General features: G+C 36.6%; 24 protein-coding genes. 14 read left to right on the top strand and 10 right to left on the bottom strand.

The genetic code is table 11. From position 1 onward, the window contains the following. Positions 1-28: 28 nt before the first annotated feature. Complete coding sequence (locus MKY13_RS17165; protein ID WP_191699453.1) at positions 29-796, bottom strand: sporulation protein; 768 nt, start codon at positions 794-796, stop codon at positions 29-31. A 69-nt stretch (positions 797-865) separates the two neighbouring features. Beyond that, complete coding sequence (locus tag MKY13_RS17160) at positions 866-1753, bottom strand: VOC family protein (RefSeq protein WP_191699454.1); 888 nt, start codon at positions 1751-1753, stop codon at positions 866-868. Between the two features lie 363 nt (positions 1754-2116). Between MKY13_RS17160 and MKY13_RS17155 the strand changes: the two genes are divergently transcribed. Further along, positions 2117-2278, top strand: a complete 162-nt coding sequence (locus tag MKY13_RS17155) for a hypothetical protein (RefSeq protein WP_191699455.1) — start codon at positions 2117-2119, stop codon at positions 2276-2278. 56 nt (positions 2279-2334) lie between these two features. Here MKY13_RS17155 and MKY13_RS17150 read toward each other — a convergent pair whose 3' ends face one another. Further along, the gene (locus MKY13_RS17150) at positions 2335-3951 is read right to left on the bottom strand and encodes a long-chain fatty acid--CoA ligase (protein ID WP_191699456.1); all 1617 of its coding nucleotides are present in this window, start codon (positions 3949-3951) and stop codon (positions 2335-2337) included. A 176-nt stretch (positions 3952-4127) separates the two neighbouring features. Here MKY13_RS17150 and MKY13_RS17145 point away from each other — a divergent pair, with 176 nt between their 5' ends. Together MKY13_RS17145 and MKY13_RS17140 are read left to right on the top strand one after the other, a co-directional pair. Further along, positions 4128-4958 (top strand): aldo/keto reductase, encoded by an 831-nt coding sequence (locus MKY13_RS17145; RefSeq protein ID WP_318245187.1) that lies wholly within the window; start codon positions 4128-4130, stop codon positions 4956-4958. Between the two features lie 27 nt (positions 4959-4985). After that, the gene (locus MKY13_RS17140) at positions 4986-5540 is read left to right on the top strand and encodes an acyl dehydratase (protein WP_191699458.1); all 555 of its coding nucleotides are present in this window, start codon (positions 4986-4988) and stop codon (positions 5538-5540) included. Positions 5541-5825: 285 nt separating this feature from the next. On the opposite strand, the gene MKY13_RS17135 is transcribed toward MKY13_RS17140, so the two are convergent. Genes MKY13_RS17135 through MKY13_RS17125 form a run of 3 tightly spaced genes read right to left on the bottom strand, consistent with a single transcriptional unit; the run spans position 5826 to position 7616 of the window. Further along, complete coding sequence (locus tag MKY13_RS17135; RefSeq protein WP_191699460.1) at positions 5826-6659, bottom strand: RluA family pseudouridine synthase; 834 nt, start codon at positions 6657-6659, stop codon at positions 5826-5828. Between the two features lie 59 nt (positions 6660-6718). Then, the gene (locus MKY13_RS17130; protein WP_191699461.1) at positions 6719-7189 is read right to left on the bottom strand and encodes a thioredoxin family protein; all 471 of its coding nucleotides are present in this window, start codon (positions 7187-7189) and stop codon (positions 6719-6721) included. A gap of 1 nt (position 7190) precedes the next feature. Next, on the bottom strand, positions 7191-7616 hold the full coding sequence (locus MKY13_RS17125) for a disulfide oxidoreductase (protein WP_191699462.1): 426 nt from the start codon (positions 7614-7616) through the stop codon (positions 7191-7193). A 127-nt stretch (positions 7617-7743) separates the two neighbouring features. Between MKY13_RS17125 and MKY13_RS17120 the strand changes: the two genes are divergently transcribed. From MKY13_RS17120 to MKY13_RS17100, 5 genes are all read left to right on the top strand, one after another. Then, positions 7744-9285 (top strand): carbon-nitrogen hydrolase family protein, encoded by a 1542-nt coding sequence (locus MKY13_RS17120; protein ID WP_191699463.1) that lies wholly within the window; start codon positions 7744-7746, stop codon positions 9283-9285. 99 nt (positions 9286-9384) lie between these two features. Next, positions 9385-9888, top strand: coding sequence for a sigma-70 family RNA polymerase sigma factor (locus MKY13_RS17115; RefSeq protein WP_191699464.1), 504 nt, complete (start codon positions 9385-9387; stop codon positions 9886-9888). Next, positions 9888-11168, top strand: coding sequence for a DUF4179 domain-containing protein (locus MKY13_RS17110; protein WP_191699465.1), 1281 nt, complete (start codon positions 9888-9890; stop codon positions 11166-11168). Before MKY13_RS17115 ends, MKY13_RS17110 begins: the two co-directional genes overlap by 1 nt. 134 nt (positions 11169-11302) lie before the next feature. After that, positions 11303-12415, top strand: coding sequence for a GAF domain-containing sensor histidine kinase (locus tag MKY13_RS17105; protein ID WP_191699466.1), 1113 nt, complete (start codon positions 11303-11305; stop codon positions 12413-12415). A 10-nt stretch (positions 12416-12425) separates the two neighbouring features. Beyond that, positions 12426-13073: a response regulator transcription factor gene (locus MKY13_RS17100; RefSeq protein WP_191699467.1), complete on the top strand. Its 648-nt coding sequence runs from the start codon at positions 12426-12428 to the stop codon at positions 13071-13073. A 56-nt stretch (positions 13074-13129) separates the two neighbouring features. Here MKY13_RS17100 and MKY13_RS17095 read toward each other — a convergent pair whose 3' ends face one another. After that, positions 13130-14437 (bottom strand): hemolysin family protein, encoded by a 1308-nt coding sequence (locus MKY13_RS17095; RefSeq protein WP_191699874.1) that lies wholly within the window; start codon positions 14435-14437, stop codon positions 13130-13132. Between the two features lie 426 nt (positions 14438-14863). Continuing rightward, positions 14864-15073 carry a YheE family protein gene (locus MKY13_RS17090; protein WP_191699468.1) on the bottom strand — a complete coding sequence of 70 codons (210 nt, stop codon included), beginning with the start codon at positions 15071-15073 and terminating at the stop codon, positions 14864-14866. A 107-nt stretch (positions 15074-15180) separates the two neighbouring features. Between MKY13_RS17090 and MKY13_RS17085 the strand changes: the two genes are divergently transcribed. From MKY13_RS17085 to MKY13_RS17060, 6 genes are all read left to right on the top strand, one after another. Next, on the top strand, positions 15181-16326 hold the full coding sequence (locus MKY13_RS17085; protein ID WP_191699469.1) for a DUF445 family protein: 1146 nt from the start codon (positions 15181-15183) through the stop codon (positions 16324-16326). Positions 16327-16348: 22 nt separating this feature from the next. Next, positions 16349-16693, top strand: coding sequence for a YlbF family regulator (locus MKY13_RS17080; protein WP_191699470.1), 345 nt, complete (start codon positions 16349-16351; stop codon positions 16691-16693). A 180-nt stretch (positions 16694-16873) separates the two neighbouring features. Next, entirely contained in the window at positions 16874-18376 is a 1503-nt protein-coding gene (locus MKY13_RS17075) for a coproporphyrinogen III oxidase (protein WP_191699471.1), read from the top strand. A gap of 256 nt (positions 18377-18632) precedes the next feature. Continuing rightward, a complete protein-coding gene (locus tag MKY13_RS17070) occupies positions 18633-18881 on the top strand; it encodes a DUF3006 domain-containing protein (RefSeq protein WP_191699472.1) in 249 nt (82 codons plus the stop codon). A 121-nt stretch (positions 18882-19002) separates the two neighbouring features. After that, positions 19003-19791, top strand: a complete 789-nt coding sequence (locus MKY13_RS17065; protein ID WP_191699473.1) for an HAD family hydrolase — start codon at positions 19003-19005, stop codon at positions 19789-19791. A gap of 111 nt (positions 19792-19902) precedes the next feature. Beyond that, positions 19903-20277, top strand: a complete 375-nt coding sequence (locus MKY13_RS17060) for a DNA polymerase III subunit delta (protein ID WP_191699474.1) — start codon at positions 19903-19905, stop codon at positions 20275-20277. A gap of 90 nt (positions 20278-20367) precedes the next feature. Here MKY13_RS17060 and MKY13_RS17055 read toward each other — a convergent pair whose 3' ends face one another. Beyond that, on the bottom strand, positions 20368-21636 hold the full coding sequence (locus tag MKY13_RS17055) for a polysaccharide deacetylase family protein (protein WP_191699475.1): 1269 nt from the start codon (positions 21634-21636) through the stop codon (positions 20368-20370). A 259-nt stretch (positions 21637-21895) separates the two neighbouring features. Beyond that, complete coding sequence (gene serA, locus MKY13_RS17050; RefSeq protein ID WP_191699476.1) at positions 21896-23518, bottom strand: phosphoglycerate dehydrogenase; 1623 nt, start codon at positions 23516-23518, stop codon at positions 21896-21898. Between the last annotated feature and the right edge of the window lie 21 nt (positions 23519-23539).

Genomic DNA, 23539 nt, shown 5'->3' with positions numbered 1-23539 from the left:
AGCAGATCAATTTGCTTCTTGCCTTTTATTATTTCATTTTAGCTTCTATCGCGTGTGAAAGTTTTGCTGACAAATTATCATTTTCGAATAGGGTAAGGCGAATGAAGCTTTCATCCATATCGAAAGCTTCTGATAAAAATCCGCCAAGCCCGCGCGCACGTCGGTCAACCTGAAGTAGGATTTCGACTGAGTTTTGTGAATGACCTAAAAAGACCAATTCCAGCTCATCTAGATACCGGCGATACGTTTGATTAGTAGGGGTAAATTCAAATTCCTGCACAATTGGTGTTTGGCGACGTAAATAAGATGGCGCTTGCTCATTGTCTACTTTACGTAATCGGAATCCCATGTTTTGAATTGCTGTTAACACGCTATTTGCCAGAGGTGATGGCTGAATATCAATAAAGTCTTTATCTTTCGGATCCACCGCATTTTTAATGTCTAATCCAGTTTGAATCCACACTCGGGATTTACCTATAGTAATTGGAACTACAGAAGGTAAAGGAAATGAGAAGGGGATTTCATGTTTTTCATTCGCTTGAATTATAAACGGCTCATTTAGTTGGAACTGGGAAAGTATTGCTTGATCATTAATTTTTTTGTCATCGATTTCACGTATGAAATTTGTATAAAGTGATAAATAGATAGCATCAATTTGTTGCTCCGTACTTCCTCCAGTAATCTCCACTATACCCGTTACATTTTCATTTAATGTATAAGAAGATTTGTGCAATTTTGTATCAACTTTAGCAGAACCGATTCCTACACTCGCTAAAACTTTATTAAATAGTGACAATAAAACTCCTCCATTGTATGTTAATTAATAATTTATACGCTGGAGTCAAAAGAAAGTTTCAAAAATATTTTATTCTCCGTCTACAGTAAACACGATACGTAGACCATTAGGATCGATTGTAGAGAAAAGTTGTTTACCGCCATATACTGGTGCTTCATTAAAGGTCTCAACGACGAAATCATGGTCTATTAAACTTTGCTTAACTTCATCTGCATATTGCTCGTCTTTTAATACGATCGTAAATGATTTTAGACCGACCATATTCTCTGTTGGTACATGGCCATTATTGCTGTTCCACGTATTCATACCGAAATGGTGATGATACTTTCCTGTAGATACGAACAGAGCCTGTGCACCATAACGCGTTACGACATTATAATCCAATACATTTGTATAAAATTGTTCTGATTTGTCTAGATTTACTACTGATAAGTGAACGTGACCCATTACTGTTTCAGAAGGTAAACCATTCCAATTTCCGTCTGCCGCTTCTAAAATGGGTTGAAAATTAAGCTGTTCTGTTACCATATTTACCTGATCCTTGTTATCCCATGTCCATGTAGTTTCGTCACGGTCTATGTAGATTTCAATCCCATTACCATCTGGATCATTTAAATAGAGTGCTTCCGATACGTCATGATCTGCTGCACCAAGGCGAATATTTAAATCAACAAAGTGTTGTACAATGTTTCCTAAGTCCTTGCGAGAGGGTAATAGTAATGCTAAGTGGTATAAACCTGCAAACCCTTGTTTAAGAGGCAGAGCATTTTGTACTTCGACTAGAGAAACTAAGCTCGTTTGGCCATCTGTTGTTAAATATGCTTCCGACTCTGTTTGCTGTAGGACTTTAAATCCGATTATCGTTGTGTAGTATTCAATCGAACGTTTTAAGTTAGAAACTTTTAATTGAACATGAGCTGGATATAAATTTGGTTTTTTATGAAAATGAGTAGGCATTTATCATTCTCCCTAATTAGTTATTTTTTATAATCAACTTACTTTATGTAACTAATATATTTTATAAAAGAAAAAAAGTCAAATTAAAAAGACAATCGCATAAATAACGATTGCCTTTTAATGAAAAGCTAATAGGATTAGTTTTCTTTTGAGAATGGTTTGCTATCATAACCAGCAGTGAAAATTGCTGTTAAGAATGCGATGCAAACACCAAGAATTAAAATTAATTTCATGGAAGTATCCTCCTCATGTTTCTAATTATTCTTTTTTAAGTATAGCATAAATTACCTGTATGAAAACTTTAATTATGTCAGAAATAGTTCAAAATTGGAAAAATATAAAATAAAATATGGAGGGATTTATATGAAGAAAGATGAGATTGTAAATGGGAATATGGCCAATTCAATGGAAGAATTAAAAAACCTTGGTAAGCAGATGGAAAATATGCGTGACGGAGGGCAATTGGAGGAATCGGACCGTATTGCAGATCCGCAGCAATTTGATGATGAAGATGAAGAGAAATAAATGAATAAAAGGTGTGGCCAGCGAAATATTCGTCCACACCTTTTATGTTTGATTTTCTAACTTGTTTGAACTTCGTAATCTTTTAATTCTTCTCTTAATTTAGCTTTTAAAAACTTACCTACAGATGTTTTTGGTATTTCCTTTAAGAATACGATATCGTCCGGGAGCCACCACTTTGCAAAATCCTGTTCAATAAATTGAAGAAGCTCTTCTTTTGTTGCAAGAGCATCTTCTTTTAAAACGACACAAGCTAACGGTCTTTCCTGCCATTTTTGGTGGGGAACAGCAATGACTGCTGCTTCAAAAACATCTGGATGAGACATGAGTGCATTTTCTAAATCAACAGAAGAAATCCACTCACCTCCTGATTTTATAAGATCTTTTGTACGGTCTGTAATTTTGATATAACCTTCCTTCGTTAATACTGCAATATCACCTGTATATAACCAGCCATCACGGAATGCTTCATTTGTCCGATCATCTTTATAATATTCAGATGCAATCCAAGGTCCGCGTACGCGCAATTCACCCATAGTTTCTCCGTCCCAAGGAACCGGACCTTTTTCATTTACGACTTCTGTTTCAATTAAAGATACGGTTAGTCCTTGCGTTACGCGAATGTTTAACATTTCATCATCCGTATAACTGTTCATTTCGGTAGTAGGATGCGACATACTTACAAGGGGCGATGTTTCAGTCATACCGTAAGCGTTTACATAAGGGACTCCTAACTTTTCGTTATAGGCTTGAATTAATCCTTTCGGTGAAGCTGAACCCCCAGAGATAATTAAACGGATGGATGATAAATCGCGCGGTTGCTTTTCTAATTCTGCAAGAGCACCAAGCCAAATTGTCGGAACACCTGCTGTAATCGTAACTTTCTCTTGTTCTATTAAATCTAGAATTAAACTTGGAGTCATCATTGGACCTGGTAATACAATATTTGCGCCAAAATTAAGGGCAGCAAATGGGAAACCCCATGCATTTACATGGAACATAGGCACAACTGGTAATGCAATATCACTTTCCTTTAGTGCAAAGGACTCCGCGAGACCGAGTGCTAAGCTATGCAAGACAATACTCCGATGTGTATAAATGACACCTTTAGGCATACCTGTTGTTGCGGATGTATAGCACATCCCTGCCTGCATATTTTCATCTAAATCTGCAGGGAATTCGAAATTTTCATCGGCTTCCTGAAGAAGTTGTTCATAGCTGTAAACATTCGGAAAGCTGGATTGTGGAGCAACCGGATCATCACTCATGACGATAATATGCTTCACTGTTTTTAAATGACCTAGAGCAGGCTCTACTAATGGGAATAAGTCACCATCGATTAATAAAATTTCATCTTCTGCATGATTAATAATATAAATAATATGCTCGGGTGCTAGTCGGATGTTAATTGTATGCAGAATGGCACCACTACATGGAATAGCAAAGTAGGCTTCTAAATGACGATGGTGATTCCATGCAAAAGTACCGACTTTTGTACCGCGCGTCATACCTAGCTTCGTTAATGCATCAGCTAATCGATGAGTTCGTTTCACGTAATCTTTGAATGGAATGCGATGTGTCATAGTAGGGCTAGTACGAGAGATGATTTGTTTGTTTGGGAAATACCTTTGTGCGCGCTTTAAAAATCCTGTTAAAACTAATTGCGTGTCCATCATAGTTTTTCAGCTCCTAAACAAATTTATTAAATTCTATTGAAAGAATTTTCTGTTAATTAAATCATACTAAATAACATCGAGACAATCTACCATTTTTTCCTTATTATTGAAACTGTTTCGTAACATTTACATAAGTAGTGCTATAATAAAAACATTCTAATACCGAGGTGATGAATATGAATTTACAAACAACAAAAGAATTAACGAATGGAGTTAAAATGCCTATGCTTGGTTTAGGCGTTTATAAAATGACTGACCGGGATGAAACGCTTCAAGCAATTACTACGGCGCTGGACTTAGGTTATCGGGCAGTCGATACAGCAGCACTTTACTACAATGAAGAAGAAGTAGGAGAAGCAATCAAACATTCTTCAGTACCACGCGAGGATATTTTCGTGACAACAAAAGTTTGGAATAGTGACCAAGGATATGACAACACGTTGCGTGCTTTTGAAATATCGCTAAAAAAGCTTGATATGGATTACATAGATCTATATTTGACTCACTGGCCAGTCAAGGAGAAGTATGTGGAAACATACCGGGCAATTGAACGCCTATATGAAGAAAAGCTGATCCGTGTACCGGGTGTTTCCAATCACCATGAGCATCATTTAAAAGACATCCTAGCAAGCTGTAATATTGCCCCAATGGTCAACCAAATTGAAGTACATCCATATTTAAGCCAAGAGTCCTTAAGAAACTATTGTGCACAGGAGCAAATTGCGGTAACAGCCTGGTCACCGCTTGGACGGGGAAATGTATTAAATGACGATACAATTGTACGTATTGCACATGAATACAATGTCACACCAGCACAAATAATTTTACGCTGGCATCTACAAAATGATGTCATTATCATTCCAAAATCAGTTACACCTTCACGTATTAAAGAGAATAGTGAACTTTATCACTTTGAATTAACAAAAGAAACAATGCAGCAACTGAATGCGGTAAATCGCAATGAGCGCTTTGGACAAAATCCGGATAATTTCAAATTTGATTTTTAACATATAATTACTTAGGGGAGTGATGAAGTGTTCAAAAATTTTTCACCAGGTTTATTTTTCTCTATGGCAGCAGTTACAGTTGTGATTTGTGCACCGTTTATTATGATGTTTCAGCCTATTTTTCAAATGGAGTATTTTTCTTATAATAACCGGGCATCGACATTCATCCCTAATCCTGTAAACCTGAGACTCGTGCTTTTATCTTGTCTAATATTAATCATAGCGTTCGGCATTATTGGCTACAGACAAGAGAAAAAAATGTATCTTTATAGTATTTTGTTTTTCGGATTAAGTATTGGGGTTGCTTATTTATCTATGCAAAATTACTTACTAATTAGCCAGGAAGCAATAGAAAGACATCATTTTTTTGATAAACAGCATTATCGATGGGAGCAATTAGATGAGATTGTATTTGAGTATGTTGTAGGGAGTAAAAATGGGGACATTACATTTACAGCAAAATCGGGGGAACAGTTTGTTATTAGTCATAAGGAAATTCATTCATCAGGTGTAAGTCAAATTTATCACTTAGCATATCAGAATGAAATAACTTATATCGAGCGTGAAAAGAGCTTAAAATAAAAATGAGGCTGGGACATAAGTAGAAATTTCTTTGTAAAAGGAAAATAGTCTTATTAAGAAATTGAAATTATATGAATTGATTGGAGTGAAGTGGCGACTCCTGGGGGAACAGCAAAATTTATTTTGCGACGAGTAACCGCAGGAGCACCGACACCTGAGACTACAGGCTCAGGCCGTGCCCCCGGAAAGCGTCCCCGTAACGGAAATCAATTCTGGCAGAAGCAGAAAAACATCTATTTTTTCTCTGAAAAAATAGATGTTTTTCGTTTTGTCCCAGGCTCATTTTCAATTATCTTTTACAATAATCTGCTCATTTAAAAATGGGTGTGTGAATGCTAATTGAATAGCGTGCAGGGCATAATCGCCAGAAGCAGTTTCACGTGCACCGTACATTGTATCCCCAACAATCGGGTGACCTAAATGAGCCATATGCACGCGGATTTGATGGGTACGTCCTGTTTCTAGAACGACATGGACAACACATGTCCCTTTAAAACGATTTACTACCTCATAATGTGTAACGGCAGATTGACCATTCGGGGCTACAACTCTACGTGTATTGTGATGACGGTCTTTACCAATTGCGGCTTTAATCGTACCACTATCTGTACGTAAGTTTCCTTGAACTTCAGCAGCATACGTACGGACGATTGTTTTTTCTTCAATCATACGATCAAAAATAGACTTCGCTATCGGATGTTTGGCAACAAGTAATAAGCCGTTCGTTCCTTGATCCAAACGATGTACATGCTCAGCGTAATGTCCCCCATTATCGACAATATGGCGCATTACATGATTCATACAAGTATCACTGTCCATTGGCTCATTTGGATGAGTAGCCATCCCTTTAGGCTTTGATACAATTAAGCAATGCTCGTCTTCATAGCGTACAGTCACTTCACATTTATCTGTTGGGATATAATTAGACGCGGGGATATCGAAAGCAAAATGAATTGTCGTCCCTTTCTCTAAAGGCTCTTTCCATAGTACTGGTTCATCATTTAATGTTACTGCTTTTGCCATGCGTAATTCATGGACAATCTTTTTTCCTAAACGCCATTTCGTACGTAAGAGCTCTTCTATAGTTAAGCCGTTTTCATTGATTGTATATGTGAACATTGTAAATTCCTCCAAATGAAAAATCGTGCTCATGAAGAACACGATTTTATTAATACTTCTTATTTTAACACAACATCATTAAAGAATTGGCGCGTTGTTTCATTAGGAGCGTCACCTTCTAAACGGGCAACTTCTTCACCGTTTTCGAAGTAAATAAGTGTTGGTGTTGCTGTAATATTATAAGTATCCCATTCATTAGTATACTCAAGAATATTTAATTGATCCACTTGAATATCCATCTCGTCAGCAATAGGCATAAGCTTCGGTGTATAATTTTTACAATGCGAGCATTCAGGACTGAAGAAATAGCCGACAACCCCTTCACCTGATTCAATTTTCTTTGCTAATGCATCTGGTAAAATGATATTTTGGTAATTCTCATCATCCAAAAGATCAATTGTAGATTGTTTTAGATTTTTCGTGCCGTAAGGGTTATCCTCTAATTTCTCACTATTTTTCATATTTGTCAGAATGATAATTCCAGCGAATAATAAAACTATTACTGCACCGACAATTGCTAATTTCTTCATACTAATTTTCCTCCTTTAAAACTTTTAACATATAAAAACTAATAATTGCAATAATAGTAAAAGCGGTAAGTGCTAAAAATGGAATCGTGATAAAGCCAAGCCAGTTAATGTATTGACCTGTACATGGCACACGTCCACATGCAGGGGCTGTATCCTGCAAAAAATCCAGTTTTTGTAACCCATAATGGTATAATGATGTTAAAGCTCCAATCGTTGAGAACACGGCTGTAGTCATGGCGATTCTAGCATTTTTTTGTATGTATGCTACTGTAGCAATAATAACAATGGGATACATGAGGATACGCTGATACCAACATAATGCACATGGTTCGTAACCCCGTATTTCTGAAAAATATAAAGATCCAAGGGTCGCTGTTAATGATACTACCCAAATGACGAGCAAGGCATTTTCGAGTTTTTTAGACATACTGTTACCTCTATATTCATAATTTAATCTCAATTGATTATAGTTTGAATTCGAGAAAAAGTAAATTACTACGTTTATGGAGTGCTATGAAAAGGAAAGTCTATATATGTATGGAGGGGGAGTTATTATGACAGATGCATTAGATATGTCCAAATTTGAAAAACCAATGATTATACGAAATATGACAGTAGAGGATATAGATGCGATATTAGAAATTCAGCGCATATCTTTTCCAGGTATGGAGCCGTGGGAGCGGGCACATTTATATAGTCATTTAACAATTTTCCCAGAAGGACAAATTGTTGCAGAGTTAGATGGAAAGGTGATCGGTTCATGCTCGAGCTTACGTATAAACTTTGATGAATACGACGATCGCCATACGTGGAACGATATTACAGATAACGGCTTTATCACAAATCATGATCCAAATGGTTATAATTTATATGGAATCGAAGTAATGGTGCATCCAGAATATCGCCGTATGAAGGTAGGACAAAGACTTTATGAGGCACGTAAGGACTTGGCTCGTACACTCAATTTAAAGTCTATTATTATTGGAGGGCGTATTCCGAATTATCATGTACATTCGAATGAGATGAGTCCACGTGAATATGTAGACGCGGTAAGCCGCCATAAAATATATGACCCAGTACTAACATTCCAAATGATGAATGGCTTTATTTTAATGCGTATAAATCCGAATTATTTAACAGATGATGTTGCATCAGGAAAGTACGCAACGTTATTGGAATGGCATAACGTAGATTATCGTCCGCTCTCGAAGCGTCACTTTAAAACAAGTTATCCAGTACGTATTTGTGTTGTCCAATATATGATGCGTGCGATTGATTCCTTTGAGGACTTTGCAAAACAGTGTGAGTACTTTGTTGATGTAGGCTCTGATGCGGGTTCAGACTTTGTCGTATTCCCGGAAATTTTCACGACACAATTAATGAGCTTTTTAAATGAAAAATCACCTTCGCAGGCAGTCCGTAAACTGACAAAGTATACACCTGAATACATTGAATTATTTACAAGCTTAGCGGTTCGCTACAATGTGAATATTATTGGCGGTTCCCATTTTGTCGAGGAAGAGGACGAGGAGATTTACAATATCGCTTATTTATTCAGACGTGACGGGACGATTGAAAAACAATATAAAATTCACATTACACCAAATGAGCGTAAATGGTGGGGAATCAGTAATGGCGATAAGGTCCGTGTATTTGATACCGACTGCGGGAAAATCGCAATTCAAATTTGCTATGATATTGAGTTTCCGGAACTTGCCCGAATCGCAACAGATATGGGCGCGAATATTATTTTCACACCGTTCTGTACAGAAGACCGCCAAGGCTATTTACGCGTGCGCTACTGTGCTCAGGCACGTGCAGTTGAAAACCAAATTTATACAGTTATTTCTGGAACCGTGGGGAACTTGCCTGAAACGGAAAATATGGATATTCAATATGCACAATCAGGCATTTTTGCACCAAGCGATTTTGAATTTGCCCGAGACGGCATTGTAGGCGAAACAAGCCCGAACTTAGAAATGGTTCTCATTGGAGACGTCGACTTGGAAATTTTACGTCGCCAGCGTCAAGATGGGACAGTAAAGCATTTAAAAGACAGACGTCATGACGTATATCGTGTTGAATATTTAAAGTAAATTTAAGGGGAATTCTGCTATTGTAAAAGATAGCAGAATTTTTTTTGGACTGAACGAAACGTATGTTACAAATGTCTAATAAGTAGGGAGGTGTCTTTCATGGATGAGCAGGAACTTATAAAAAGTGCGATTGCTGGTAACGAACTAGCAATTGTTGAAATGTTAGAGAGCTATGAAGACGGATTTTATAAAATAGCTTTTGCATATTTGAAAAACGAATATGATGCAGTCGATGCGATTCAGGAAATGACGTACCGTTGCCTAAAAAAAATACATACAGTCAAACAACCCGAATATTTGCAGACATGGCTTATTCGTATTTTGATTAATATTTGTCTTGATATGAAAAAGAAACAAGCTCGTTATGATTTGAAGGAAGATATAGAAATACCGAATGAAGAGGTCCATCCTTTAGAGCTTGCAGATGTTATAGCAGAGCTGCCGATTGAACAGCAAGAACTTATATATTTACGATTTTTTAAAGATTTAAAAATGAAAGACATCGCTCAAATTCAACAAGTATCAGAAGGAACAATTAAATCTCGTTTGCACCATACGCTTAGAAAACTTCGAGGGATTTTAATAGAAAGAGGTGAACGATAATGGATGATAAGCTAAAGGAATATTTAAATAAGCTTAACACCCCAAATGAAGCATTAGGAGCAGCGAGAGCCCAAGCAATCATGAAAAAAAGAGCGGACCAAAAAAGGCGAAATTATTGGACAGCTACCATTATCTCAGCTGCAGTCATCTGTCTTTTTATTTTGTCCATACGTTTTTCACCGACAATCGCATATGCCGTATCAAAGGTACCGGGATTAGAAACGATTGTCGAGCTCATTTCTCATAATAAGGGAATCGAGGATGTGTTGGAGCAAGGATATAATGAGGAAATTTATGCATCAGCTGAACTAAATGGGGTCAAGGCAGTAATTGAAGAGGTTATAGCAGATGAAACAGGAATGTTCATTATGTATCGGTTAAGCAGTGAACAGGATTTGAATGACTATAAGAATGTAAATTTAGAAGTATTTCAAAATGGCGAGCCTGTAAAAGCAGGTGTGTCCTATAGTACATTTATAGATGAAGAAACGTATGAATTTGCCAGTAAGATTGAAGTTGTTTCAGCTGAAGGAATGGACTACAGCAATCCAAACTTTGAAGTTCAATTTATATTAAAAGAAGGCACAATACATGTACCGTTCGAATTAAAAAATGAAATTAAGAAAACAAAAGTATATGCAGTTAATGAACAGCTAGAAATAGAAGGGCAACGTTTTACTGTTAAAGAAGTTCGGATTTCACCAATACGGGTAGGGATTGAAATTGCGATTGACCCGAATAATGACAAGCGTATATTAAGCTTTAATTCAATTGAGCTGTTGGATGAAAATAATGAAATTTGGAGTAAGGTTTCGAGTGGCATAACGGGTATGGGGGCTACGGATGAAAATGTAATGACCCATTATTTACAAAGTAATTATTTTAGAGAACCTAAGTCACTGACGTTAAAGATTTCTGAAGTGGAAGCTTTACCTAAAGGGCAGGATTATATGGAAGTTGATTTTGAGAAGCAAGAGGTAATTTTTGCTCCTGATTTTATTGATTTATCAAAAGTTGAAGTGTATCCAAAACAGTTGAGAGTACAATATAAGGCAGCAAACATGAAACATTACCGTCAACTATTGTCTAATGCGATTGATGCGACAGGCAGAGAATTAAGTGAAAGAACATCCTCCATCTCGGAAATGGATGAAAAGCATCATGAATTTACTATTAGCTATGATATTGAAAAATACACAAATCCCGTTAAAATTTATTTTTATAGTTATCCTTCTTATTTAGATGGAACAGCGGAAATTAAAATTCCTATGCAAAATTAACTTGTAAGTAAAAAGTGTCCCGTTTAATTAGGGGACACTTTTTTCATTCAAAAGTATGAGGTGTATAGCGGTGCGAACTGATTAAATGGAATGGTATGATATAGAAAAGTGAATGATGCAAAGGAAGAGTCAGAATGACAAAAGACCATTCGAATATTGCAATATTGAAAGAGATTGCAGAGCTATTAAATGAAGAGACCGAAATGATTCCAATGTTAAATGGGGCACTTTCAAAATTTTTAAGTGGAACAAAATTTGAGACAGGTTGGATTTTCTTTATTGATGAAAGAGGAAAATCGGAGCTTGTAGTGAAGCAAAACTTACCGGATGCACTTAGCTACAATGATTGTCAGCATTTAAAGCGCGGTGGATGCTGGTGTGTGTCACGCTTCCGCAATGAGGAACTGGAAAAAGCTTCGAATATTATTGAGTGCCAACGAATTGAAAGCGCGATAGAAGCGAATGTTGGCGAGCATAGCGACATTACACATCATGCGACAGTACCATTGCAATCCGGTCAGGAACGTTTTGGATTACTAAATGTTGCATCGAGAAATACAGTACGCTTTAGCGATGAGGATCTGGACTTACTGGAATCAGTCGCATTTCAAATGGGCTCTGCGATAAAGCGCATATATTTAACAAATGAACAGCAGGAAATTGCCCTTGTGCAGGAGCGAAATCGCTTGGCTCGGGATTTACATGATTCTGTTAATCAGTTGCTCTTTTCGGTAACTTTAACTGCAAGAGCAGGGATTGAAATGAGCGAGCAGCCGGATATTAAGGAAACGTTTAAAGACATCCAACAGCTTACACAAGAAGCCCTGACAGAAATGCGTGCACTTATATGGCAATTGCGTCCAAAAGGATTGGAAAGTGGACTCATTGAAGCGATAAAAGTATATGCTGAAATGCTGAATTTGAAATTGGCGGTCAATGTTTCGGGTGTTATCCAATTTCCTTCAAGAATAGAAGAAACGCTATTTAGAATTGCGCAGGAGGCATTAAATAACGTGCGTAAACATGCTGGCGTTACACAAGCAGAAATTTATATTAGCGTAACAGCTACGGATGTATTACTCGTTGTTAAAGATGAAGGGCAGGGCTTTAATATTGAGGCTCATCGCCATATACCTTCAATTGGATTGCAGTCAATCGTTGACCGGGTCCATGCAGTAGGTGGGACTGCTGATTGGGTAAGTGAGATCGGAAAAGGGACAGAGTTATTAATTCGTTTACCATACTAGGGGGAGTTCGATGATACGCGTATTAATTGCAGATGATCATCATGTTGTACGTAGAGGGCTATTATTCTTTTTAAAAACACAAAAAGATATCGAAGTTGTAGGGGAAGCTAAAAACGGTCTAGAAGCAATTGAGCTAGTAGAGAAATTTGCGCCGCATATCGTACTTATGGATTTGGTCATGCCAGAAATGGATGGTATTCAGGCGACAAAAAAAATAAAAAGTAAGTGGCCGGATACGAAAGTACTTATGCTCACAAGTTTTTCGGATAAGGACCATGTGCTGCCGGCGATGGAAGCTGGTGCATCAGGCTATCAATTAAAGGATATTGAGCCAGATGATTTAGTAGAGTCGATTCGGCAAATTATGCGCGGCGAAAATACAATTCATCCGGAAGCTACATCACAATTAGAAGAAGGGCTTCGAGAAGACGAAAATAAGCCTCATATTTTAAATCCGCTTACACCAAGGGAAAAGGATGTACTGGCTGAATTGACAAAGGGGAAAAGCAATAGAGAGATTGCTTCATCACTTTATGTAACAGAAAAAACTGTGAAAACACATATTTCCAACATTTTTACGAAGCTTCAAGTTCAGGATCGTACCCAGGCAGCTCTTTACGCTGTGAAGCATAATTTAACCGAAACGAACGATGGATAAGTTCACAAATTAAAAAGAACGCACCTTTTAATACTAAAAGGTGCGTTCTTTTTGAATTATACTTCTTCGTCTATTGCTTCAATTTCAGGAAGTTTAGTTACTTCTAAGTATAAAATATGATGTCCATCCAATTCGGTAACTTTGAATTGATAACCTTGTTCTTCAATGGTATCGCCTACTTGCATATCAAAACGCTGTGTCATAAACCAGCCGCCGATTGTATCGATATCTTCATCTTCAATTGTTGTCCCTAAAATATCATTCATATCTTGCAATAACATTTTAGCATCAAAAATGTAGTGATCTTTTGCGATCTCCTGAATTTCAGGAATTTCATCTTCATCAAACTCATCTTGAATATCACCGATAATTTCTTCAATAATATCTTCAATCGTTACTAAACCGGAAGTACCACCGTATTCGTCCATTAAAATAGCTAGGTGAATACGTTCATTTTGAATTTTTAATAATAAATCACTAATTGGAATCGTTTCAATTACACGAATAACCGGCTGCATATATTCCTCAACAAGCTTATCGCCATTTGCAGGGTCTTTAATGTAAGCTGTCAATAAATGCTTCATATTGACAAGGCCAATGACATGGTCTTTGTCACCGTCTGTAATTGGGTAGCGTGTATATTGCTCAATCCCCATTACTTCAAATACTTCGCGAATTGTTTGACCTTTTTCAATACTGATTATTTCAGTTCGAGGTACCATTATCTCCTTCGCAATGCGATCAGAAAACTCAAAAATACTGTTAACGTATTCATATTCGGAGTGGTTAATTTCCCCACCCTTAAAGCTGTCTGATAAAATCATGCGAAGCTCTTCTTCAGAGTGCGCTTCTTCAGATTCAGAAATCATTTTTAAGCCGAAAAGCCCTGTTAATGCACGTGCCGACCCGTTCAATGTACGGATAAATGGATACATGATATTATGGAATAGTATTATTAATCCTGATAGCTTTAATGTTACAGCTTCTGCTTTTTGAATAGCGAGAGTTTTTGGTGCTAATTCCCCTACGACAACGTGTAAAAACGTTACGAGTGAGAAGGCAACAATAAATGAAAGAACAGATGTGATACTACCGCTTAAGCCGAAGAACTCGAATAGTGGATGAAGAAGAATTTCAAAAGTCGGTTCTCCTAACCATCCTAGTCCTAATGCAGTAATCGTAATTCCTAGCTGACAAGCAGATAAATACTCATCTAAGTTTGAAATTACCTTTTTTGCTCTAATTGCAGGTTTGTTACCCTCTGCAACGAGCTGGTCAATTCTTGTTGTCCTTACTTTAACTATTGCAAACTCAGTTGCAACGAAAAATGCCGTAGCGGCAATTAAGATAGCAAATGCTATCAACCTAATGGTTAGTTCGATTCCTATGTCTACGTCCAACTATATTCCCTATTTGCGGCGCAAATGAGCGTGGCAAATAAAGAGTACACCTCCTAAAAAAATTTTAATAATATAATCATAAAATATTTACGTAAAAAAAACAATTTTTCAATTTGAAATTTGAGGAAATAATTTGTTTTTAATTACTGGAGAAATTGTAGGGTTATTTAAAATTTAAATAATATACAATTGAATTAATAGAAAATTGAAATTTTAGAAAATATATGCTAATGTGAAGAAGTAGATAGTGATAATTTAGTAGACGGGAAATATAAAAAATAGCCAGCAAATACATATACCCGTAGCCAGCTACTAAATTATGATTAGCTCGAAACGCGCATAAAAGTGGGAGCATCCGAATAAATAATCGGATGCTCCCACTTTAATTTTTTATTCATATACGTGAAAAAGCATTAATTCATGAATCACTTTTTCAATATTTTCTCTTTGGTCTTCTGAAGGACCTTCACCAATAAATTGAATACTACCATCTTTATAATACTCTGCTGCATAACGATTCTGCTCAAAGAAGAAACTAATTGACCAACCCGGTATTTGACTATTTTCAAATAGGGGCTTAAAGCTAAAATGTTGAATCATGAAACTTCCCTCCCTATTTAATCGTACAGAAAGTAGTACATTGTTGCAATTTATCTTTTAAAAAATTAATAATAGAACATACACATGTTGAAGAAAGAGTGAGCAAAATGGGAGAATTTATTTCGTTATTATTCCTGCTTGGTGTTGTAGGTGCTGCTGTTGGTGCAGCGACAAACTATATGGCGATTAAGATGTTATTTAGACCGTATAAGCCAATATACTTTAAAAAGTGGAAGTTGCCATTGACGCCTGGCTTGATTCCAAAGCGTCGAGAAGATTTGGCGATTCAGCTCGGAAAAACAGTTTCAGAGTACTTACTGACACCTGAAACGATTAAAAAGAAATTTTTATCTGAGGAAATACGCACAAATGTTTTAACCTACGCACAAAATAAAGTAGCGCAAGAAGTATTTACAAATGAGAAAACAATTAATGATTGGATTCATTTAGCTGGTTTTACACAATTACCACAATCTGTTGAGGGAAAAGTCAATGACATTATCCATACTCAATTTATTTCCGTAAAAAATACATTATCTACGAAATCAATTAGAGAGTTATTACCTGATGATTTGGAGCCGGTATTGGACCGGAAAATTGATGAAGCGGTCATACAAATTTTGAAAAAGGGCGAAGATTATTTTTCGTCACCAGAAGGTACGATGACAATTAAAAATATGCTGGATGACTTCTTATCGACAAAAGGCTCTTTTGGTGGGATGATTCAGATGTTTTTAGGGGATTCTTCATCACTTGTTGATAAAGTCCAAAGGGAACTCATAAAGTTTCTCCAGGCGCCAGGAACCGCTTCACTTTTACACCGTATTTTCATAGCAGAATGGGAAAAAATTAAAAATCGTCCTGCAATGGACTTTATGAATGATGTGAATTTTGATACGATTGAAGCTAATGTCCAAAGCTATGCAAAAAATGCACTCGCATTGGAAACACGCCTGGATAAAACAATTAATGACTATTGGCCAAAAGGGAAAGAGTGGGCTACTAATGATTTACTTCCGAAAATAATGGATAAAGCATTTTTAGCTGCTGAAGGAAAACTTGAAGACGTATTAAAACGTCTGAATTTAGCTGGAGTTGTCCGTGAGCAAGTAGATTCCTTCCCGATTGCCAAATTAGAAGAGCTCGTACTAGGTATTATTAGTAAAGAGTTAAAGTTAATTACATGGCTAGGCGGTATTATAGGTGGTCTTGTCGGGATCATACAAGCGTTAATCGTCTTTATGACGAACTAAAATTAGAAAGTAGGACTATTACATGATCAATATTTATGAAGATATTAATAAATTGGAAGCAACATTCCGCAAGACTGATGAGTTTCAAAATTTACAAAAGGCAGTAGAAACAGTACGTGAAGATGAAGAGGCTAAAGTTTTGTTTACAAACTTCCGTGATGTTCAATTGAAGATGCAAGATAAACAAAATGCTGGTGAAGAGATTACTGAAGAAGAATATGTATTTTTACAGAAAACAGCGCAACTTGCTCAACAAAATGTGAAAATTTTAGAAATGCTTGAAGCTGAAATGGCATTAAGTGCTGTGATTCAAGAAATTAATCGCATTATTACACAGCCAATCCAATCTTTATACGATGGACTATAAAAAGGAAGAGGAGCACAGTTATACTGCGCTCCTTTTTTATTTTGCAATTAAAAAGTGAAAGTTTGTTTAATAAGAAGTGTCAAATAATATATGTAATAATTCATTTTTCTCTTATAGAGGTTTTTTTGTTACAATGAGATAGATTTTTATTATTTAAAATTAAGAAAGTAGAGAAATATTATGAAAACAATTCATATAAATGAACAGTTTAAAGAAGATTGGACTCGTGTTCTTAATCATATAGCAAATTTATTTTACGAAGACTCCGTTATTCAAATTGAGCAGGACGGTTCGGATATGTCGATTGAATTTAACAAAGCAATCGATGAAAATTTTACGATTTCTACTTATGCCAAACTTCTAGTGGATGGTCAAGAATATACGAGTGATTATTCCATTCAGTATACGACAGAAGGAACTGAGAAAGAGCAAAACATCCGGATGAAACGTGCATTGTCCCATGTCATGCTTGATGTACTTGAACAATATTCAGGTATGGTACAGCAATGGGGGATACTGACAGGAGTACGTCCAACAAAGCTTTATCATAAATATCGTAAAGCCGGTATGAATGATGAACAGATTGCCGCGGTACTAAAAGAGGATTACCGAATTTCAGATCAAAAGATCGCATTGATGAAAGCGATTGTTGAGCGACAACTTACGATTATTCCTGATTTGGATGAGCTTGGAAAGGAAATTTCAATTTATATTGGGGTACCGTTTTGTCCGACAATGTGTGCTTATTGTACATTCCCGGCCTATGCGATCCAATCAAATCGTAAGGCAGGACGGGTAGAAAAATTTATCGATGGCCTTCACATTGAACTACGTGAAATGGGTAAATGGCTGACAGAAAAAAATATGCGCATTACTTCGATTTACTGGGGTGGGGGCACACCGACTTCTATTGAGGCGCATGAAATGGATGCATTATATAAAACAATGTTTGATGCATTCCCGAATCCCGAGTCCATTCGTGAAATTACGGTAGAAGCAGGACGCCCGGATACAATTACACCGGAAAAAATCGAAGTGCTGAAAAAATGGGGGATTGACCGTATTTCCGTTAACCCGCAAAGTTATACGCAAGAAACATTAAAAGCAATTGGCCGCCATCATACTGTTGAAGAAACTGTAGAAAAGTTTTGGCTATCACGCAATTCCGGTATGAACAATATTAATATGGATTTGATTATCGGTTTGCCAAATGAAGGCATTAAAGAATTTAAACATTCTTTGGAAGAATCGGCTAAAATGCAACCGGAAAGCTTAACTGTTCATACATTGAGCTTTAAACGTGCTTCCGAAATGACTCGAAATAAGGATAAGTATAAAGTTGCCGACCGTGAGACAGTTGGGGAAATGATGCAGATGGCAACAGAATGGACAGCTGCAAATGGCTATGTACCGTATTATTTATACCGCCAGAAAAATATTCTAGGTAACTTAGAAAATGTCGGCTATTGTAAACCGAAAGAAGAGTCGATCTACAATATTGTCATTATGGAAGAAGTACAAACAATTTTAGGTATTGGCTGTGGGGCATCCTCAAAGTTTGTGCATCCCGAAACAGGAAAGATTACACAATTCCATAATCCGAAAGATCCTGCCGCATACATTCTGACATTTGAAGAATCAATTGCAAAGAAAATAGCTATTTTAGAGGAGCTATATTCTTGATTAGTTAGGTCCTATACAAATAGCACAGCCACTTTCTGAGGTATGTGCTATTTGTTGTTTTTACCTAGTGGAGAAACAGGAAACGATTGTCATCACACCAGATTGGGTATCATATGAAATAGATACACGGCAGTGTCCAAGTTAGCTTGTAAGTAAAAATATGTGAAGAGACTTTTGCATTTTAAACAGTAAAGGTATAATGCTGACTGCAATGAAAGTAATACCAAATGAATAAAAGCGAAGGGGGAGATTGTAAGTGAATGACAATAAGTATACGCTGGATCGATTTGAAGGAGATTATGCAATTTTTTTAAAACGTACTCAAGAAACGGACCAACTTTTAATCCAACGTGATGAAATTTCAGTAGAAGTGAAAGAAGGCGACATTGTAGAAATTCAAGATGATGGCTTTGCGTATACGATTAGATTATTACCGGAAGAAACAGCTAATCAAAAACAGCGTGTCAACAATCTATTAGAGCAATTAAGAAATAAGAACAAATAAGTTTTGGCGCAGTACGTTAACGGTTGATTTGAAAAGTTAGAAAAATCAAAAAGTAACAGAAACTAGACGCTTCTATATGGTAGAATATATGAGTACATATATTAATTTTAGGAGCATAACAATGGCAATTAAAACAATTATATTCGATTTAGATGATACTTTATTATTTGATCAAAAATCAGTAAAAACGGCATTTGAAAAAACGTGTGACTATGCAGCAACTATAAAAAATGTAGACTCCCGAGAATTGGAAGAGGCGGTCAAAGTGGCGGCACGTGGATTGTATGAAAGCTATTCTACATACGACTACACAGTCTTAATCGGAATAAACCCTTTTGAGGGGCTTTGGGGGACATTTGATGATCCTACACCACAATTTCAACAGATGAAGGAAATTGTGCCTGTATATCGTGCCCAAGCTTGGACAAACGGCTTAGCAGCAATTGGGATTGAAGATGCTGAACTAGGCGCGGAACTTGGAGAGCGTTTTGTTGAGGAACGTAAAAAAGCCCCGTTTTTCTATGAAGATACTTTTGAGGTGTTAGATCAATTAAAAGGGAAATACGAGTTAATTTTACTTACAAATGGAGCACCAAGCCTACAAAATTTAAAGCTGGAGATTACACCTGAAATTGTCCCTTATTTTGACCATATCGTTATTTCAGGAGACTTTGGTAAAGGTAAGCCAGATGCTTCTATTTTCGAATTTGTTATGGATAAAGCAGGTTTAACAAAAGATGAAGCCATTATGGTGGGGGATAACTTAATGACGGACATTTTAGGTTCATCTCGTGTCGGCATGCGGAACGTTTGGATTAACCGTGAAAACAAACCTAAAAACCCCGATGTAGTGCCAACTTTTGAAGTGACATCATTAACGGAGTTTTTACAGCTATTAAAATCGATATAAAATTAAAACGCACTGTTCATTCGGTGCGTTTTTATTTTGTTCATAAGAATGAATTTTCTGAATATTTATGTTATCATAATTAATAAGAAACTAATGAAAGAGGTTCTTCCTATGGGAAATGCTAATACATACCGCTGTGAAAACTGTAACCGTACAAATGAATCTATCCAAGTGAATAGCGTGACATTAGCTCATCATACGGCAAACCTTTGTTTAACTTGCGAACATGTACTTACTTTACCTAAAAATGAAGACCGCTTTTTCCAACTCATACGTAATAAAAAGAGACAGCACTCCAATAGTGAGATGCAAAAGGCGCACCGGATTTTAACGGCCTTTATTGCAGTTGGTGTTTTGTTTTTAGTTGTAATTGCAGCATTGGCTGTAACACAAAACAATGGCTTCACTACTCAAGCATTTCAGGAAATACAGTTAGATCCGATGATTCAGCAATTGACGTTCTTACATTTAAAATCATTCTATTAAAATATACAGTATAGGAATCACAATAAAGAGCATCGCAAATTTTTCAATTGTTTGCGATGCTTTTTCTTTAGTTCTTTTAAACAACTCGAATCATTGCTTTTTTAGTAATTCTGAAACTGTCACAAATGTATAACCTCGTATTTGTAAATCAATAAGTATTGTTTCTAATGCATCTGCAGTTGCTTGGTGAATATCATGCATTAATATGATGCTACCGTTGTTTACTTGTTCCTCTATAGCAAGCGCCGTTTTTTCCGGATCGCGGTGTTTCCAATCCAGTGTATCAATTGTCCACATTACGTTTGGTACTTTTAACTGCTTTATAATGGTTTCATCATAGCTCCCATAAGGCGGACGGAAAGCCGTTGCTTTTTTACCTATAACAGATTTAATTAACTCATCCGTTGATTGAATTTGATGATTCACTTCTTTTTGAGACAATGTTGTCAGCTTTTCATGATTGTATGTATGATTGCCAATTTCATGGCCTGCTTCATATACTTCCTTTAAAACTTCAGGGTACTTCACCACTTCTTGGCCAATAACAAAAAATGTAGCTTTTGCATTATACTTTTCAAGTGTTTTTAATATTTGCCTCGTCACTTTCGGGTGGGGACCATCATCAAATGTTAAGGCAATTTTTTTTCCGTTCACAGGTGGCACCGCTTTAGGTTTGGATGGCTTCAGAGGTACAGTTTTTTGTGCAGGAGTCGTTAAACCATTCATAGGCACATAGCCAGATAGACTCTCAGATGTGACAAACGCCCAGCCCCTTAAGTTTGTAAACATTGTGACATTACTGTTTTTACGTAAAGTCCCTATTTCATCACTCGATGAGCTAGCAATAGACCGGACTACTAAATCTTTTGTAGGTTTTACCTTCATCTTTTTTCCAGTAGGCTTTATGAGAGCATGCTTATTTACATACCCTGCCAGGCCACCGTATTTTATGAATACAAAGTCGGTAGAGTTAGATCCGTACAGTTCAACAATACTATTTAAATAAAGTTTTCCGATAGACCCGCTGTGTTGTTTATTCGTCACGCGGACAAGCGGTTCTTTTTGGGATTTAACGAGCATGTACTGGGGAGAAACCGATTTTAAATACTCACTCTTTATAAAGCCAATTACCGTTTTATACTGAATTTTCGTCCAACCTTCAGTTTCAGCTAATACGATAATAGGGGTCGCCTTTGATAGAGAAATAATCTTTTCCTGCAGATTTTCTTTTAATACTTCGGTTTCTATCGTTGTTAGTTTAATTATGGCTGAAGGAGCAGCGGAAGCATTTTCGACATTTACTGTAAAAAAGCCAATTAAACAAAAAATCATAAAATAAAAATGGAATACTTTTTTCAACTTAATTCCCCTTTAGTAATATAAAAATACGCGAGTAAAGTGAAAGTAGAAAGGAGGAATAGTGTAGATTAATTCACTTTCTCTAAAACCTATAAATTATTTATACTGACTTAAAACAAAGAGATACCATTACATTTAAACATATGTACTGTAAATGAAATTATGAAAACAAAAAAGGGGCTGTACCCGAAAGCTAGTTATTACGAAGAAAGGCTTTGTTAAAGGTAATGTTTACTTTAACAAAGCCCCGTAGTTAAGTTTAAAGTGAAATAGCTTTTACTTCATCAATGTTTTCGAGCTGTGCTACGAACAGTAAATCTTCTGTAGTCACTTCGTTATCAACAACTAGCATCATAACAGCAGATCCGCCAATTTGATCGCGTCCTACTTGCATTGTGGCAATGTTGATATTCTTTTCAGCTAATTTAGTAGCGACACGTCCGATAGAACCTGGTTTATCTTGGTTTTTAATATAAAGAAGATTTCCGTTAGGGATAACGTCTACTACAAATCCTTCGACTTTTACGATGCGGGCACCTAGACCATTTAATAAAGTCCCTGCTACTGTATGTGTTTCAGTTTCTGTAACGATTTCAACTGTAATTAAGTTTGTAAAACCTTTTGCTGTTGTTGTTTTATGTTCATTTATTTGAATGCCGATACGTTCTGCTAAATAACGTGCATTAACATCATTTACGTGAGAGCCGTGGTTTGTAGAAAGTAGTCCTTTAATGGCATTTGCCGTTAATGGGCGAACATCAAAGTTTGCGACTTCACCAGCGTATGAAATATTTAATTGTTGAATGCTTTCTTCAGTAACTTGAATTAAAAACTTTCCAAGCTTTTCTGCTAATGCGAAGAATGGCTCAACTTCTGCAAGCTTTTCTTTTGGAATAGACGGCATATTTACAGGGTTTGTTACTGTACCTGTTTTAAAGAACTTAATAATGTCGTTAGAAACATCAACTGCAACTGACTCTTGCGCTTCTACTGTAGATGCGCCTAGGTGAGGTGTAGCAATAACTTGTGGCAATGTTAATAGCTTATGATCTGTTGCCGGTTCCTGAACAAATACGTCTAGTGCAGCACCAGCTACTTTACCTTCGACAATAGCATCGTATAAATCATCCTCATTAATAATGCCGCCGCGCGCACAGTTGATAATGCGAACACCGTCTTTCATGATTGCAAAACGTTCCTTGTTAATGATATTACGTGTTTCTGGTAATAACGGCGTATGAACTGTTACAAAGTCAGCTGCAGCACATACTTCATCCACAGTACCCTTTGTAATACCTAATTCTTTAGCACGGTCTTCCGTTAAGAATGGATCATATGCGATAACATTCATACGTTGGCCTTTAGCGCGGTAGGCTACTTCTGCCCCAATACGTCCCATACCGATAACACCAAGTGTCTTATTCTTAAGCTCTACACCTACATAAGATTTACGATCCCATTTTCCATTTTTTAATGTGTTGAACGCTTGTGGAATAAAACGTGCAAGTGACGTCATCATGGCGATTGTATGTTCAGCCGCAGAGTTTGTATTACCATCTGGAGCATTTACAACGATAATTCCATGTTCAGTTGCTGCATTTAAATCAATGTTGTCAACACCTACACCAGCACGACCAATAAGCTTTAAGTTTTTCGCTTTTTCAATTACTTCGCGTGTAACAGTAGTTTGAGAACGAACAAGTAATACGTCTACATCTACTATTTTTTTCATTAAATCTTCAGGTGCTAAACCTGTATCAACAATAATATTCAAATCTAGTTCTGTTTCTTGGCGTAATGGAAAAATACCGTCATCACTAAGTGGATCTGCAATAAATACATTAATTGTTTTTGTGCCTTGTTCGATTACTTCTGTTGTCATAATAAAATCTCTCCTCTAAAT

Source organism: Solibacillus sp. FSL W8-0372 (assembly GCF_037969735.1).
GTDB lineage: Bacteria > Bacillota > Bacilli > Bacillales_A > Planococcaceae > Solibacillus > Solibacillus faecavium.
This window is presented reverse-complemented; position numbering and strand designations above follow the sequence as displayed.

Coding starts and splice junctions, on each gene's coding strand:
- MKY13_RS17110 (WP_191699465.1), top strand. CDS start 9,888: ATGGATGATAAGCTAAAGGAATATTTAAATAAGCTTAACACCCCAAAT.
- MKY13_RS17065 (WP_191699473.1), top strand. CDS start 19,003: ATGGCAATTAAAACAATTATATTCGATTTAGATGATACTTTATTATTT.
- MKY13_RS17135 (WP_191699460.1), bottom strand. CDS start 6,659: ATGTTCACATATACAATCAATGAAAACGGCTTAACTATAGAAGAGCTC.
- MKY13_RS17160 (WP_191699454.1), bottom strand. CDS start 1,753: ATGCCTACTCATTTTCATAAAAAACCAAATTTATATCCAGCTCATGTT.
- MKY13_RS17100 (WP_191699467.1), top strand. CDS start 12,426: ATGATACGCGTATTAATTGCAGATGATCATCATGTTGTACGTAGAGGG.
- MKY13_RS17125 (WP_191699462.1), bottom strand. CDS start 7,616: ATGTCTAAAAAACTCGAAAATGCCTTGCTCGTCATTTGGGTAGTATCA.
- MKY13_RS17080 (WP_191699470.1), top strand. CDS start 16,349: ATGATCAATATTTATGAAGATATTAATAAATTGGAAGCAACATTCCGC.
- MKY13_RS17075 (WP_191699471.1), top strand. CDS start 16,874: ATGAAAACAATTCATATAAATGAACAGTTTAAAGAAGATTGGACTCGT.
- MKY13_RS17155 (WP_191699455.1), top strand. CDS start 2,117: ATGAAGAAAGATGAGATTGTAAATGGGAATATGGCCAATTCAATGGAA.
- MKY13_RS17145 (WP_318245187.1), top strand. CDS start 4,128: ATGAATTTACAAACAACAAAAGAATTAACGAATGGAGTTAAAATGCCT.
- MKY13_RS17085 (WP_191699469.1), top strand. CDS start 15,181: ATGGGAGAATTTATTTCGTTATTATTCCTGCTTGGTGTTGTAGGTGCT.
- MKY13_RS17090 (WP_191699468.1), bottom strand. CDS start 15,073: ATGATTCAACATTTTAGCTTTAAGCCCCTATTTGAAAATAGTCAAATA.
- MKY13_RS17120 (WP_191699463.1), top strand. CDS start 7,744: ATGACAGATGCATTAGATATGTCCAAATTTGAAAAACCAATGATTATA.
- MKY13_RS17115 (WP_191699464.1), top strand. CDS start 9,385: ATGGATGAGCAGGAACTTATAAAAAGTGCGATTGCTGGTAACGAACTA.
- MKY13_RS17060 (WP_191699474.1), top strand. CDS start 19,903: ATGGGAAATGCTAATACATACCGCTGTGAAAACTGTAACCGTACAAAT.
- serA (WP_191699476.1), bottom strand. CDS start 23,518: ATGACAACAGAAGTAATCGAACAAGGCACAAAAACAATTAATGTATTT.
- MKY13_RS17105 (WP_191699466.1), top strand. CDS start 11,303: ATGACAAAAGACCATTCGAATATTGCAATATTGAAAGAGATTGCAGAG.
- MKY13_RS17150 (WP_191699456.1), bottom strand. CDS start 3,951: ATGATGGACACGCAATTAGTTTTAACAGGATTTTTAAAGCGCGCACAA.
- MKY13_RS17130 (WP_191699461.1), bottom strand. CDS start 7,189: ATGAAGAAATTAGCAATTGTCGGTGCAGTAATAGTTTTATTATTCGCT.